General features: G+C 53.7%; 11 protein-coding genes and 1 pseudogene. 2 read left to right on the top strand and 10 right to left on the bottom strand.

Features of this window, described 5'->3' with window-relative positions; genetic code table 11:
• Positions 1–3: 3 nt before the first annotated feature.
• Positions 4–1,605 (top strand): response regulator, encoded by a 1,602-nt coding sequence (locus ACESLM_RS08495; protein ID WP_372631121.1) that lies wholly within the window; start codon positions 4–6, stop codon positions 1,603–1,605.
• 7 nt (positions 1,606–1,612) lie between these two features.
• On the opposite strand, the gene ACESLM_RS08490 is transcribed toward ACESLM_RS08495, so the two are convergent.
• From ACESLM_RS08490 to ACESLM_RS08455, 8 genes and pseudogenes are all read right to left on the bottom strand, one after another.
• Entirely contained in the window at positions 1,613–1,855 is a 243-nt protein-coding gene (locus tag ACESLM_RS08490) for a helix-turn-helix domain-containing protein (RefSeq protein ID WP_372631120.1), read from the bottom strand.
• Positions 1,856–1,911: 56 nt separating this feature from the next.
• Positions 1,912–2,046, bottom strand: a pseudogene (locus tag ACESLM_RS08485) (carbohydrate ABC transporter permease); the annotation flags it as partial.
• 107 nt (positions 2,047–2,153) lie between these two features.
• On the bottom strand, positions 2,154–3,596 hold the full coding sequence (locus tag ACESLM_RS08480) for a family 43 glycosylhydrolase (RefSeq protein WP_372631119.1): 1,443 nt from the start codon (positions 3,594–3,596) through the stop codon (positions 2,154–2,156).
• 46 nt (positions 3,597–3,642) lie between these two features.
• Positions 3,643–5,946 (bottom strand): glycoside hydrolase family 95 protein, encoded by a 2,304-nt coding sequence (locus ACESLM_RS08475; RefSeq protein WP_372631118.1) that lies wholly within the window; start codon positions 5,944–5,946, stop codon positions 3,643–3,645.
• Positions 5,947–5,949: 3 nt separating this feature from the next.
• A complete protein-coding gene (locus ACESLM_RS08470) occupies positions 5,950–6,156 on the bottom strand; it encodes a hypothetical protein (protein WP_372631117.1) in 207 nt (68 codons plus the stop codon).
• The gene (locus ACESLM_RS08465; RefSeq protein ID WP_372631116.1) at positions 6,153–6,881 is read right to left on the bottom strand and encodes a response regulator transcription factor; all 729 of its coding nucleotides are present in this window, start codon (positions 6,879–6,881) and stop codon (positions 6,153–6,155) included. Before ACESLM_RS08465 ends, ACESLM_RS08470 begins: the two co-directional genes overlap by 4 nt.
• Positions 6,859–7,830, bottom strand: coding sequence for a sensor histidine kinase (locus ACESLM_RS08460; protein ID WP_372631115.1), 972 nt, complete (start codon positions 7,828–7,830; stop codon positions 6,859–6,861). Before ACESLM_RS08460 ends, ACESLM_RS08465 begins: the two co-directional genes overlap by 23 nt.
• 232 nt (positions 7,831–8,062) lie before the next feature.
• The gene (locus tag ACESLM_RS08455; RefSeq protein WP_372631114.1) at positions 8,063–11,164 is read right to left on the bottom strand and encodes a glycoside hydrolase family 2 TIM barrel-domain containing protein; all 3,102 of its coding nucleotides are present in this window, start codon (positions 11,162–11,164) and stop codon (positions 8,063–8,065) included.
• Positions 11,165–11,305: 141 nt separating this feature from the next.
• On the opposite strand from ACESLM_RS08455, the gene ACESLM_RS08450 reads away from it, so the two are divergent.
• Positions 11,306–12,145: a helix-turn-helix domain-containing protein gene (locus ACESLM_RS08450; RefSeq protein ID WP_372631113.1), complete on the top strand. Its 840-nt coding sequence runs from the start codon at positions 11,306–11,308 to the stop codon at positions 12,143–12,145.
• Between the two features lie 8 nt (positions 12,146–12,153).
• Here ACESLM_RS08450 and ACESLM_RS08445 read toward each other — a convergent pair whose 3' ends face one another.
• On the bottom strand, positions 12,154–12,840 hold the full coding sequence (locus ACESLM_RS08445) for a response regulator transcription factor (RefSeq protein ID WP_372631112.1): 687 nt from the start codon (positions 12,838–12,840) through the stop codon (positions 12,154–12,156).
• Positions 12,837–14,573 (bottom strand): cache domain-containing sensor histidine kinase, encoded by a 1,737-nt coding sequence (locus tag ACESLM_RS08440; RefSeq protein WP_372631111.1) that lies wholly within the window; start codon positions 14,571–14,573, stop codon positions 12,837–12,839. Before ACESLM_RS08440 ends, ACESLM_RS08445 begins: the two co-directional genes overlap by 4 nt.
• Between the last annotated feature and the right edge of the window lie 30 nt (positions 14,574–14,603).

The following is a 14,603-nucleotide window of genomic DNA, read 5'->3' as shown; positions in this document are numbered from 1 at the left end:
CCCATGTATCAACTATTGATCGTCGACGACGAAGCATCGGTCGTCGACAGTCTCGCGATGACGATTCCATGGGACGAGCTTGGAATCGAGGAAGTTCACTGCGCTTATTCGGCAGAAGAAGCGTTGCAGATTGCGGCGAGGACCCCCGTCGACATCATGATTACCGATATCCGGATGCCCGAAATGGACGGCCTGGAGCTGATCGGAAAAATCCGGCGCCTGTCGCGCAAAATTCGCTGCATTATTTTATCCGGGCACGATGAGTTCGAATACGCCCAAAAAGCGATTCAATATCAGGCGCTTAGCTACTTGCTTAAGCCTGTTGACATCAAGGCCTTGATCGAAACGGTTCACAACGCTATTGAAGATATCGAGCGCGAATGGGAGGAAATCAGTTCTTATCAGCGCCTCAAGCATACACTGCACGCCAACCTGCCGCTGCTGCGGAACCAGTTGCTGAACGACTTGCTTCAGAACAAGCGGATCCAGCCTGAACGGTTGGAAGAACGGCTCTCGAAGATCGACGTTTCGTTTCGGATAGGCGACCCTTACCTGATAATGGTCATTCGTCTGGAGGAGGATTTCTCGGGGTACGACCTTCATTCCCTGTCGCTGCTCGAGTACGCCGTCAGCAACATTGCCGAGGAGGTGTTTCAGGAGCTGTTCGAGCTGTGGCACGGCGTCACCGAGCAAGGGTATCTCGTCTTTTTGATTAAAAGCGGGGAGGGCGAATCGCTTGCCAGAGTCGATGCATACGCCATCAAGCTGCAAAACCACGTGCAAAAATATTTGAAGGGGTCGCTGACCGTCTGTCTGAGCAGCATTGGAACGTTCCCGCACGATACGGCAGACTCGTACATGGCTTCCGTGAGGGCGATCAATCGCAACGTCGGGAAAAACAAGAGCTATTTTCTTACGGTTGAAGATGCGGAAACGGCGACGGATAACCGGAGCGCGGTTCAACTCTACGAGCCTCCGCTTCTTCCCGTATTGCTCCAGTCGGGCAATTGGGACGAGGCGCTCGCCAAGATCGGCCGCCTGCTGTCGATGAGCGATCCGGAAAACGAGCCTTCCCGCGACCAGCTGTTCACGGTCTTTCTTCATCTTTCTTCCTCATTCACAATGCTGTTTGAGTCCTGGGGACAACCGGTCGAGGAGCGGCTCGGGGAGGAGTTCGATTTGCTGCTTCGCAAGAAGAGCCAGCTTTCCCGGCAGCGTATATTCGAATGGGCGAAAAAAACGATCGGGGCGATCCGGGCGAAAACCTCCCGTCAGCTGGAAGATTCTCATCAACAAATCGCGTCCAGAGTAAGGACGTTTATCCAGGACCGTCTGGCCGAAGGCATTTCCTTGCAGACGATCGCCGATCATGTGGAGCTGCATCCGGTATACTTGGCCAAAGTCTACAAAAGCGTTACGGGCGAAACTGTCGGCGATTACTTGTATCGTATCCGGATGGAGCGCGCAGCCCACCTGCTGAGAAACACAGATCTGAAAATTGCCGAAATCAGCGCCCGGCTCGGCTTTCTGGCAGCCCCTCACTTTATCAAAATATTCAAAAGGCACTACGGAAATACGCCTCAGGAGTACCGGAACAATGGGTAGATTTTACTTATTGTCCGGACCGGCCTCCCGTTTTGTAATGCTTGCGGAAATCCTGCGGGTTCATATCGGTCATTCTGCGGAAAATTTTGCTGAAGTGCGAAAAGTTGACGTAGCCTACCGCGGAGGCCACCTCGCTGATGCTGGAATCCGTGTACGTCAGCAGATGCTTGGCATGCCGAATACGCTCCTCCATCAAATATTCGGAGATCGCCTTTCCCGTCTTTTTCGGATATTCTTCCTTTTCATGCAAGTACCTCCCTGATATCTGTTTGTTGGAATATGCTATCCGGACGAACCGGTTATAGCCTAACCTTTAACCGCGCCTACCGTCAGCCCCTTGACGAAAAACTTCTGGAAAAACGGATAGGCGAGCATAATCGGCAAGACACCGACAACCGCCATGGCCATTCGCACGCCTTCCTTGGGAAGCGCGGCCAGCGCATCCCCTGGGAGACCGCCCATATCCGATACGGCAAGGAACAACCGGTTATCTAATTTCCGTTTTCACGAACCGTAGCCGTCGAGAATCGATCGACGGCTGCAGCCCGTTATCGGTCTTGATCGGTGGATGATTCCAGCGCGAACGAAGCCAGACTCGCGCCTCCCTCGCCCGTATACGTGAAGTATAAAGCCTGCACGCCGTCCGGGATGACCAGATCGGCCGAATATTCCTTCCATACGTTCGTAAAAACGACCGGAATCCTTCCGTGGACCGGGCCGTTCCAGGAGGTTCTGACCTCGAACACCCCGCGGCAGTATCCGCGCGTCTTGATCTTGACCTTGCGAATCCCGGAGCAGCGGAAGAATTTGAAGCCGGCCGTCGCCGAGTCCCGCATATTGGCGATATAGCCGAGCTCCTCGTCCCCATCCCGGCCGTCCTGGGTAATTTTCGGAAAACGGCTGTCCATCCATTCTCCCGGCGCGCCGGTGTAAAGCGCTTCGTCCTTGCAAAACAGATTGCAGGCGAGATAAGCCGGATACTCGCCTCGTCCTTCAAGCGGGCCTCCGTTCGGACCGCACGAGGTCATCTCCGCCTGGGGAATCGTCCCGTCCTCGAGAAACCGGATCGGCTCGATGCAGCCTTGCCTGCTGAAGTTGGTTCCGTTGGTGTGCCGGTGGTAGAAAATACGCCACGCTCCGTCGATTTCCACGATGCTGCCGTGATTGTTGCCTCCGTAATACATCGGCTTGTCCGCCGGCTTGTAGGTATCGATATGAAGATCGTTGTTGCTGACGATCACCCCCCGATAGACGAAATCCCGGGTCGGAGAGCGGCTGGTGGCGTAGCAGAGCTCGTGCATGACTACAGAGGAATAGATCAGGTAGTATAGATCTCCTCTTTTCCGTATGGACGGCGCTTCGAAAAACTCGTGCCCCTCGAAGCCGCTGCTTTGGCTGTACGGCTCGCTCGGGGCAACGACGACGGGCTCCTCGGTTACGGTCAGCATGTCCGGTCCGAGCACCGTCACCCAAGCGCCGCTTCGGGTCCGGTCGCCGACCGCGCAGAAGCCGGTGTACAAATACGTAACGTCCCCTTCCGTCAATACGCCCGGATCGAACTGCGGCTCGTCGCCGTCCCTCTCCCCGAGCCGGGTACCGTCCGCATATTTGACGTAGCCGTAGAAGGCATATTCGCCTGCCGGAGTGTCGCAGACGGCGACGGAAACGATCGGGACCTTATCGAGAACGTAATAGAGATAATAACGCCTGTCGGGTCCGACCGTCACATCCGGCGCGTATAGACACATGCTGCCGTCCGGATTGAGCGGATCGTCCGTTTTCCGGTAAATGACCCCTTCGTAGCGCCAATCCGACAAATCTCCTTCGGGCGCCGACCAGCAGACGTAATCGTTCAGGCAGTAGGCATGACCGTTAAAGCGGTCGTGAGAGCCGTACACGTATACCCGTCCGTCGAAGACGTAAGGCTCTCCGTCGGGAATGTATTCCCAGGACGGCAGATAGGGATTATAGCCCTGCTTTACGATGTTCATTCCGCTCGCTCCTTGTCCATGGATTTCTCAGCTTGGATTTCTCATGCTAACGGCGCGCCCGAAGCAAGACAGCGGCCCCGGCTTCCGCGTCGAACTCCAGCAGGTCCCCGTTAAGCTTCCGGGGTTCGCCGGCAAGGCCCTCCGCCTCCAAGCGCACAGGATGGTCGCAGCGAATGCGGTAGGTTCCTGTGCGATCCGGCCTCAGGACGGCTTGTTGGATTCGGCTGTCCTCCCAAACCAAATCTACCGTAACGCCTCCTCGCGCCCTAAGCCCCCGGACCTCCCCGCTCGCCCAAGCCTTCGGAAGAGCGGGCAGCAAATGAATCGTCTCCCGGTGGCTTTGAAGCAGCATTTCGGCGATGCCCGCCGTGCCGCCGAAGTTGCCGTCGATCTGAAACGGCGGATGGTTGTCGAGCAAATTCGGCAGCGTGGAGTGGGCCAGTAGCGCCGTCAGGTTGGCATGCGCCTCCTCGGCGTCCCGTAATCTGGCCCAGAAATTGACGATCCAGGCCCGGCTCCAGCCGGTATGTCCTCCCCCGTGAGCGAGACGACGCTCCAGCGTGCGGCGCGCGGCCGCGCTGAGCTCCGGCGTCTCCTCCGGCGCAATCTGGGTTCCCGGATGCAAGGCGAACAGATGCGAGATGTGGCGATGCCCGGGCTCGACCTCCTCGTAATCCTCGAACCATTCCTGCAGCTGGCCGAGCCGCCCGATGCGGGGACGCGGCAGCTTGCCGACCGCCCGGCGCAGCTCGTCCAGAACGTCGTCCCCGGATTGCAGAAGCTCTCCTGCGGATATGCACGCCTCGAACAGCTCTCTGGCGATCTGGCTGTCCATGGACGGGCCGTAGCACAGCACGCCTGTCTCCCCGTTCGGCAGCCTGTATTCGTTCTCGGGGGAAACCGAGGGGCAGGTAACGAGTTCCCCGCCGGGAAGCTCGACCATGTAATCCAGCAGGAAAACGGACGCCTCCTTCATGATCGGATAGGCTTGTCGCAGAAACCCCTCGTCCTGCCCGAATCGATAATGCCCCCACAGGTGAAGGGACAACCAGGCCAGACCGAGCGGCCAGTAGGTCGAGGACATACAGAGATCCTGCGGTGCGGTGTCGGCCCAGATATCGGTATTGTGGTGGGCGACGCTTCCCCGGCAGCCGTACATCGCTTCGGCGGTCCGGCGCCCGTTCGGAACCATCCGCTCGATCAGCTCGAAGAGCGGCAGATGACATTCGGACAGATGGCAGCTTTCGGCCGGCCAGTAATTCATCTGCGTGTTGATATTGATCGTGAACTTGCTGTCCCAGGCCGGAAGCATGTCCTTGTTCCAGATTCCCTGCAGGTTCGCGGGCAGCGAGCCGGGCCGGCTCGAAGCGATCAGCAAATACCGGCCGAAGTGAAAGTACAGCGCCGCAAGTCCGGGGTCCTCGCGTCCCGCTTTGACATTCTCGAGCCGCTTGGAGGTTTCCTCGCCGATCGGGCCGGACGCGCCGCCGATTCGCAGCCTCGTCCGGTCGAACAGGCCGCGATAATCCGCCGCGTGTGAGGCAAGCAGCTCCGGATAGGACGCGGCGGCTACGCGCCGGGCGTTGCCGAGCGCCGCCGCCTCCGGGTCCGGTTCGCGAAAATCGGTCGCCGCAGTCACGACCAGTATGACGGCGTCCGCCCCCGAGACGACCAGATGCTCCCCGATCGTGCGCACGGTTCCTCCCTCCGGCCTGCAGACGAGCGCGCCGCAGTACCGAACGCCTCCGCCGCTGTCGCCGGTCATTACCAGGGCATTCCCGTCTTCCGCGCGGATGCGGTCGACGTAGCGGAACCTCTCCCGGCCCATTCTAGCGGAGAACGAAATTCGGCCGGAGGCATCGGCCGTCAGCCGGATAACGATCGCCCCGTCCGGGAAGCTCGCGAAGATTTCGCGGCCGTACCTCGCCCCACCCGCCGTGTAAGAGATTCGAACGACGGCTTCGGACAGATCGAGCTGCCGCTCGTAATCCGCAATGTCCGCGGCATGCTCGAAGTTCAGAAACAAATCCCCCAACGGGACGTAATGGCGCTGCGTTTCCGGAATGGCGGTCAGAGCCATTGCCGCAAGGCGCTCGGCCTCCCGAAGCCTGCCTTCGAGCACGAGCCTGCGAATTTCCGGCAAGTTCGCCAAGGCATCCGGATTATGCCGATCTCTGGCCCCTCCGTGCCACAAGGAATCCTCGTTCAACTGCACTCGCTCCGCGCGGGGATCGCCGAATATCATGGCCCCCAAGCGGCCGTTGCCGATCGGCAGCGCTTCATCCCACTGCCTGGCGGGGGAACGGTAGATCAGCCTGTCTTCGTATCCGCGGTGTTGCTCTGATATCATCGATTACTCTCCTAACCGCTGCGACGGTTCTTCCGTCCGTCCGACCAGCCGTATAAAATGGTAAAGCCCTTCGTACCAGACCTCGAATTCGTGAAGCCCTCCCTTGGTTTCGACTCGAACGAACTCGCCCAGCGTCTCCTTGGCCGATTCCGCCAGTCCGTCCAGCGAAGCCCGATAGCTCCGTATGGCCACCTCGTCCGCATCGCTCACGATTCGTTCCCCTCCTCTCGGCCGCCTTCCCGGTATGCGCCCGGGGTAGTGCCGGCGTATTTTTTGAACACCTTCGTAAAGTAGTGCTTGGTGTCGTAGCCGACCTGCTGTCCGATGGCGCATACCGTCAGATGAGGCTGGGTTTTCAGCAGCTTCTGCGCCTCGCGGATCCGCAGCGCGTTCAAGTAATTGACAAAGGTGTCCCCCGTCTCTTTCTTGAACAGGCTGCTGATATAATTCGGATGCAGGTTCATCCGGTCCGCGAGGTGGTCCAGGGACAGATCGTTCATGTAATTCGACTGCATATAGGCGAGAATCCGTTCGGCATGGCGGCTGTATTCCGAATCGGACGCGGCCGGCAGCTCCTGCTTGACTCGTCCGAGCAAAGCCGCGATCTCCGCTTTGTCCAAAGGCTTCAGCAAATAATCCACCACGCCCGAGCGGAGCGCCTGACGGACGTATTCGAACTCGTCGTAGCCGGTCAGGATGATAAAACGATCGCACAGCCCCTCCAGCCTGGCTTCTTCAATCAATTCGAAGCCGTTCTTCTCCGGCATGTTGATATCCGTAATCGTCACGTCCGGCATATAGCCCTTCATCGTCTCCAGCGCCTCGGGAGCGTTCAACGCATAGCGTATTTCCGTACCGGTCGGCGCGACTTCCCGGACGATTTTAACCAAGCCGTTCAGAATCAAGGGTTCATCATCCACGATCAGGATCTTCATCGTCCGTCCCCTTTCTTTTCGCGATGGCGATGCGTAAGCAGGTCCCTTTGCCCGGCTCGCTGAAGACTTCCAGCCGGGATTCTCCTCCGAAGAAAGCTTTGATTCTTTCGTTGACGTTCGTCAAGCCTATGCCGACCGGCTCCTCCGCTTTCCTGGGCTCGTCTTGCCTGGACAGCCTCTCCTGCAGCTCGAGAAGCTTCTCCGGCGGAATCCCGTTGCCGTTGTCGGTAATCTCGATCGCGACCTCCCGCTCCGTCTCCGTCGCCTGCAAGCGAATATGAACAGGGCGCAGAACGGCGGAAGCGCCATGAACGACACCGTTTTCAATAAGCGGCTGCAGCAGGAAACGCGGGCAGGCCAGGCGCCGGGCGTCGACGGCAACGTCGATCTCGTAGGTCAATCGGCTCTGCAGGCGCATTTTATGGATATTCAGATAAAAGGTGACCATCTCGATCACCTTCGCGAGATCCGTCTCGTCCTGTTCGGAAGACAGACTGTAACGCATCAGCTTCCCGAACCAGAAGGAAATGTCGGCGACCTCCTTATCGTCGTTGGCTTCGGCGACCATTCGGATCGTTTCGAGCGTGTTATACAGAAAATGAGGCTTGATCTGCGCCTGCAGCACCTGATAGGCTGCTTCCTTGTTGAGCAACTCGGCGCGATGGACGTTGTTGATCAATTCGTCCATTCGCCGGACCATGGCATTGTAGGTAGAGGTCAGGAATCCGATTTCATCCTTTTCGAACTTGCCGTTTTGATCGTCAGCTGCCTGAGGTTCCTTGTCCGCGGCCGTATACTTGTCCTGAATTTCTTCAGGATTCTTCTTCGTGAAGAAATTGCCGGCAGAATCCTTGACGCCATCGCCATAGTGGAGTCCCATGGTGACATAGGATTCAACGCCGGATTCCTTCTTGAACGCCTCGTTATCCTCGATGATACGCTTCTGCATGTCTGCCGGAACGACGAGTTTGCCGTTCTCTATTACATAATGCTTTCCTTCAACGCCACAGTTGATCAGGACCCGTAAGTCAGAATAAGGCGCTGATGCACATTGCGGAGTCCGATCCGATGTACTAGAAGCCAATGCCAATGAATCGTCGTTAATCAATAAAGACCTCTGACTTTGGCCAGTGCCTTTATCAAAAATTCACTTCTATCCTTCGCTTTCGAGGATCTACTATTCAATCCACGATCTCTAAAGTGATCTTGTATACATAGATGCCCTTTTCGATTTTATATTCATCGTGAATATTTTTGGTCCATCCAGTATCTCCACCAAGACCTGCATGTTTGTAATCGATATGAAGGAAAACAGAATCGGATGTGCCAAGCTCGTCCTCGTAGGCGGCATTGTCATACTGTCCGATGCTGTACTGATGGATGTCAAAATGGAAGTGACCCGCCGAGGTAACTCTTACCTTGCGGTCATCCGCCGACACATACAAATAACGGACATCTTCCTTTCCCCCGCACTCAACCGGCACGATGTAGGGAACATGCTGTTCTTCAACAGAGCTTTCATATATACCGACGAAGGCAGCCGTTTTACGGTCCGCATAGTTCTCCCATGGCCCGCGGCCATACCATTTGATACTCTTCCAGGCAGCAGGGAAGGTAAAGCCCAGACCGATTCTCGGTAAGGTATCGACATTAGCATTATTCACGACAGTGTTAGTAATTTCAATGCCTTTACCGCCAATCGCATACTCCGTAAGTGTTTCAATGCATCCATGATAAAGAACATGAACCTGAATGATGACTAATGCAGGCGCTGCATATACCCGGATACGCTTGATCTCTTTCTGATCGGAGTCCAGCCCGAGGCTTCTCCAATCATCTGCATAGTTTAGCGTCTCACCAGGCACACCTGCGTCTATCCCCGTTGGCGGCCGATAGAAATTGTTCGCTCCGCCCGTAAAGTAGTCTTGATTATTGTATCTGACAGAAATGAACTCTGCCGTTTCTTTCGAGAAGACCACGTTCGTATTTTCATTATAAATATGAATTTGATTCGCAGCTTCTTCATATACCAGGCTCCCACTTTGAATATCCCCGGTATGTATTTCAAATACGGAATCTTTCAACTCGACCTGGCACGCATAGATACAGGTTCCCTTATTTACATAATAGGTGTCCTCGTTCAGATAAGCATAAAAATTCAGGAACGCTTCCCCAGAGACCTTGGTTGGATCGTATGGTACCTGAAGACTTTCGATAGCTCCGGCCGGCGTGTGTAATCGGGGTAATGTACCATTTTCCACAACCTTCCCGTCGCAAACAAGTTCCCAACCGATGTCCAGGTGGCTTAAGTCCCGATGCGTATAATGATTATAAATTCGATAACATTTATTACCGGGAACATCATAAGGCCGTTTAAAATAGTCGATCTGGACGGGAGCTTGTACATTTTTAATTTCATAGGCAGCCGGTTTCAGCGTTAAATCCGGAAATACAATGCCGTTCAGGCACATATCGGGCGCGGAATCAATAATCTCTTCCTGGAAGGCGCCGCCATAAACATATTTTTTGTTCCCAGATTCATCATACCGGACAAGCGCTTTATCCTGAAAATCCCAAATGAAGCCGCCCTGAAACCGCGGGAATTTATAAATAAGGTCCCAGAATTCCTTGAAATTCCCGTTGCTGTTGCTTTTCGCGTACGCATATTCACACATAATAAACGGCCGCAAGTCATCGCTGCTCGTCATGCAATCCACGATCCAATCCTTCTGAGGATACATGGGCGCCATGATATCGGAAATATTGGCCGGAGGATTCAAGGACTCATACTGAACATATCTTGTTTTATCATATTCCTTCATCCACCCGTACATGGCAGCATGGTTCGCTCCGTAACCGGACTCATTTCCCAAGGACCACAGAATGATCGAGGGATGATTCTTATCTCGCAACACCATCCGTGCTGCACGTTCCATATAAGCATGCGTCCATTCGGGAGATGCGCTGAGCTGGCCGCCGATGCCATGGGTCTCAATATTGGCCTCATCCACAACATATATGCCCAGTTCATCACAAAGGTCGTACCATTCGACGGCATGCGGATAGTGACTCGTTCTTACCGCATTGATATTTAGCGATTTCATGATCTTGATCTGCTCACTCATATACTCCGTCGACACCACGCGCCCCGTTTCGGGACAAAATGCATGAAGGTTGGTTCCGCGAATTATGAGACGTTTGCCGTTAATTTTCAATATCCCGGTGTTATCGATGCTGATTTCTCGGAAGCCGACATTTGCACTCTCGATGTCAACGACATTTCCGTCAGGGTCGATCATTTCCAATACCAATTTATAGAGGTAAGGAATTTCGTCGCTCCACAATTGGGGACTCTTAATGGTTTGTTTGACTTTCGCCACATAGTTGTCTTGCAGGTAGGATCTGAAATCCGCAAACTTCGGCGTCTCAAATTGCGTAACCAATTTTCGATCGTGATCATAAAGAGACAGACGCACGTGAGCTTCCCCATAACAGCTTGCTTGATTATTAGGATAAACCGTCACGGCTAATTCGGCATTGTCATAATCACCCTGGAAAAGCGTTTCGATTTTATAATCATGAATTCGCATTCGCGGTTTTGCATAAATCAGAACATCTCTGAAAATACCCGATAGATGCCAGTAGTCCTGATCCTCCAGATAAGAACCGGCTCCGAATCGCATCACCTGAACGGCCAAATGGTTTTGCCCCGTTTGGATGTAATCGGTAATATCAAAAGAAGCGTTAAGCTTGCTGTCCTGCGAATAACCGACGAACTTCCCGTTTAACCACAGATAAAAGCAGGATTCCACACCGGCAAAATCGATAAACAAATCTCTGCCGTTAAAATGTTCAGGAATTTCGAACGATAGGACATAACATCCGGTGAGGTTATCCTCCGGCACATAAGGCGGATTCAAAACAAATTCATCTTGCTTCAGTTGAATTTCGTGATGAGAGTCCGCCCCCTTCCGCGCAAAGGGATACTTAATATTAGTGTATATAGGTTTCCCGTATCCGAACAACTCCCAGTTGGAAGGAACAGGGATATCATCCCATTTGGACACGTCATATGCAGGATGATAAAACTCATCAGTTACTACATCCGGAGATGAAAACGTTTTAAATTTCCAAGTGCCGTTTAAGCATTTTACGTATTTTGACGCTCTCCGGTCGCCGCTTAGCGCCTGTTCCACGGTTTCGTATATTCCATACGGCTCATGCATGGGATGACGGTTCTTGTGAGCGACATGCGGATTCTCCCAGTCTCTGTTCAGCTTCATACGTTTCGAATAACCCCCTCATAAATTGTCTTAATTGGTTGTGCTATGAAAGTCGATACCCTTATAATATAAGGACAAGTTTTCATATAAAATGTTAGGCCTGGTAATTCATTTATCCATTTTGGTAGGTGCGGTGACGATATGAATTTTGATGCTATAAAAGAAAACGATGTCGTATACCGGTGTATCGGAGACGATTTCGACCAGGGCATTTTGTCATGCGGCTTTATGAGAAAAAGAACGGCAGAGCGCTCCCAGTATGACTTCAGGATCGGATATTACAGCTGTTTGTTGGTCCTGCAAGGCAACGGACGATTTATCTCAAAGGAAGGCACTGTTATTACAATGCAAGCAGGGGATCTGGTACAACGTTTGCCTGATCGTATGCACTCCACCGAAATCGAGCCGAATGGGGAATGGATCGAGTTTTATATCAGCATAGGTTATCCTGTCTATCATTACCTCAAAACGCTAGGCATCATAAATCCCGACCAAGAGGTGCAGCCGACACGACATACAAGCGATATTTTGAATGAATTTGCCGCCCTGCTTAACTCTCTTAAAGCCGCTGTAGATGAAAGGCTCCCCTATTTGCTGATGAAAGCTCAAGAACTCATTATCCGTTTGCACGGCAGCGTACATCATACTCAGAGAGAGCACAATGATCATAAAATCTCAAAAGCTTGCCAACTAATCGGCGGCGCCAATGATATCCATTACGATATTAAGGAAGCCGCAGCAGCCGTAAATATGGGCTATGAGAATTTCAGGAAGCTATTTAAAGCCACAACCGGAATTTCCCCTCAGCGGTACCACATTGAACATTTAATGAAACAGGCCAAAATGATGCTCCTCTCCGGACTCCCCATTAAACACGTAGCCATTAGTCTTGGTTATGGGGATATTTATTCCTTTACCAAGCAATTTACGAAATCGGAAGGAATGCCTCCAGGACGTTATATCCGTAACCGCCACAGATAAGCAAGAAACTAAGCAGTCGTTCCCGTATATTTTTTGAACACCTTCGTGAAGTAGTGCTTGGTGTCATAGCCGATCCGCTCGCCGATCGCGCTTACCGTCAGATGGGGCTGCGCGCGCAACAGCTTCTGCGCCTCCCGGATTCGCAAGGCGTTCAAGTAATTGACGAACGTGTCCCCCGTCTCTTTCTTGAACAGGCTGCTGATATAGTTCGGATGAAGCTTCATCCGGTCCGCGAGATGGTCAAGCGATAGATCTTCCATATAGTTCGTCTGCATATAGGTCAGAAGCCGTTCGGCATGCAGGCAGTATTCGGAATCGCACGCGGCCGGCAGTTCCTCATTGACGCGTCCCAGCAGGGCGGCGATTTCCTCTTTGTCCAAGGGCTTCAGCAAGTAGTCGACCACGCCCGCCCGAAGCGCCTGACGGACATAGGCGAACTCGTCGTAGCCCGTAAGAACGATGAACCGGTCGCACAAGCCCTCCAGTCGGGCTTCCTCGATCAGCTCGAAGCCGTTCTTCTCGGGCATATAAATATCCGTCATCGTCACGTCGGGCATAAAGCGCTTCATCGTTTCCAGCGCTTCAATGGCGTTGGAAGCTTCGCGAACGTCCGTGCCGGCCGGCGCGACCGCTCTGACAATCTTGACCAACCCGTTCAGAATCAAAGGCTCGTCGTCCACGATCAATACTTTCATCGTCCGTCCACCGTCCTTTTCGCAATGGTGATGCGCAAGCATGTCCCTTTGCCCGGCTCGCTGATAACTTCAAGTCGGGACTCCCCTCCGAAAAACGTTTTGATACGATCGTTGACGTTTCGGAGTCCCACGCCGCTCGTCTCGTCCGATCTCCCGAGATCATCGTGTTTGGCCAGCCGTTTATGCAGCTCGAGCAGCTTATCCGGCGGAATTCCGTTGGCGTTGTCGGTCACGTCGATCGTGACCTCCCGCTCCGTCTCCACCGCGCGCAGCCGAATATGAACCGGGCGCAGGACGGCCGAGGCGCCATGCACGATCGCGTTCTCGATTAGCGGCTGCAGCAGAAAGCGCGGACAAGCCAGACGCTCGGCGTCGATAGACACATCGATCTCGTAGGTCAATCTGCTCTGTAGCCGCATCTTGTGGATGTTCATGTAGAAGGCAACCATCTCGATTTCCTTCGCAAGCACCGTCTCTTCCCGCTCGGACGACAAGCTGTAGCGCATCAGCTTCCCGAACCAGAAGGAAATTTCGGCGACTTCCTTGTCGTTGTTGGCTTCGGCGACCATACGAATCGTTTCGAGCGTGTTGTATAGAAAATGAGGTTTGATCTGCGCCTGCAGCACTTGATAAGCCGCTTCCTTGTTGCGAAGCTCGACCCGATGGACATTGTTGATCAACTCGTCCATCCGCCGGACCATGGTATTGTAGGTGGCAGTCAGGAACCCGATTTCATCTCTTTCGAATCTGCCGCCGCTCTTGATGCTGTGCTGCCTTAGGTTATCGTCGTTCAGCGTTCGCATGTGCCGGGCCAATCTGAGAATTCGCTTTGTAATCGTGGCGGCCAGCACGTAATAGGCGATGGACAGGGCAATCAGCAGCAGCACGATCATCGTGATGAGGACGACTTCCTTCTGCTTGACGGAGCGGAATACGTCGTCTACCTGTCCGGTTACGATGACTCGAACGTCCAACGGCTCGAGCTTCAACTGATTAACGATTGTTTTACGATTGATGAAGAATGCTCGATCATCCGATTGCAGGAGATGAAGCGTCGTGTCGTCCAACTTCGGCTTCTCGTCCGTAAGAAGCTTGCCCTGATCGGACAGCAGGAACGCCTTCCAGTTCGCTTCGACGCCGGCGGCCGCATAGAAATTATGGATCAAGCTATTGCGAACCCGGATCTCCAGCAGGCCGATCCGCTCCGTAATTTGCGTATTGTAAATGTACTGGTAGTAGACTAGATCCGGATCCGACACGTTCGTGTCGGAACGCAGCCACCTGCCTTGTCCCGCCTTAAGAGACGAGACGGTTTCCTCGATTCGCGGATCAAGCATGGATCGATCGCGGAACAAGTTGGTAATCGGCAAAACCCGGTCCTTCGTCTTGTAGACGACGAGAGATTCGATCTCCGGATTGGCGTATAGAGACTGCGTGTACAGAGGGGAAATATACCGAATCAGCGCGTAGACGCTGTCCGCGTCGGACTCGTATACGCCATCCAAATAGTCGGTCAAGTATGGATTGTTCTGCATCACCCGATGAACCGATTGGATGCGGGCGAAGTCTGTTCTCATGTTCGCATAGGCCTGCTCCAGGATCTTCTGCCTGCTTTCCACGAATTGCTGGGTCATGTTGCCGTAAATTTGCGTGTAATAGTGATAACCGAAAGCAAGAACGGGAATGAAGATCACAATCACGTAGCCCAGTACGATCTTGCGCATGATGCTCATGGCGGCACTTCCCTCCGAAGCGGAATCCTA

The sequence above is a fragment of the Cohnella sp. genome (assembly GCF_041641335.1).
In the GTDB taxonomy this organism is placed as follows: Bacteria; Bacillota; Bacilli; order Paenibacillales; family Paenibacillaceae; genus Cohnella.
This window is presented reverse-complemented; position numbering and strand designations above follow the sequence as displayed.

Bases quoted from the DNA above. Each gene is read 5' to 3' on its own strand.
- ACESLM_RS08455 (WP_372631114.1), bottom strand. From the start codon at position 11,164: ATGAAGCTGAACAGAGACTGGGAGAATCCGCATGTCGCTCACAAGAAC.
- ACESLM_RS08495 (WP_372631121.1), top strand. From the start codon at position 4: ATGTATCAACTATTGATCGTCGACGACGAAGCATCGGTCGTCGACAGT.
- ACESLM_RS08475 (WP_372631118.1), bottom strand. From the start codon at position 5,946: ATGATATCAGAGCAACACCGCGGATACGAAGACAGGCTGATCTACCGT.
- ACESLM_RS08450 (WP_372631113.1), top strand. From the start codon at position 11,306: ATGAATTTTGATGCTATAAAAGAAAACGATGTCGTATACCGGTGTATC.
- ACESLM_RS08445 (WP_372631112.1), bottom strand. From the start codon at position 12,840: ATGAAAGTATTGATCGTGGACGACGAGCCTTTGATTCTGAACGGGTTG.
- ACESLM_RS08465 (WP_372631116.1), bottom strand. From the start codon at position 6,881: ATGAAGATCCTGATCGTGGATGATGAACCCTTGATTCTGAACGGCTTG.
- ACESLM_RS08480 (WP_372631119.1), bottom strand. From the start codon at position 3,596: ATGAACATCGTAAAGCAGGGCTATAATCCCTATCTGCCGTCCTGGGAA.
- ACESLM_RS08440 (WP_372631111.1), bottom strand. From the start codon at position 14,573: ATGAGCATCATGCGCAAGATCGTACTGGGCTACGTGATTGTGATCTTC.
- ACESLM_RS08460 (WP_372631115.1), bottom strand. From the start codon at position 7,830: ATGCAGAAGCGTATCATCGAGGATAACGAGGCGTTCAAGAAGGAATCC.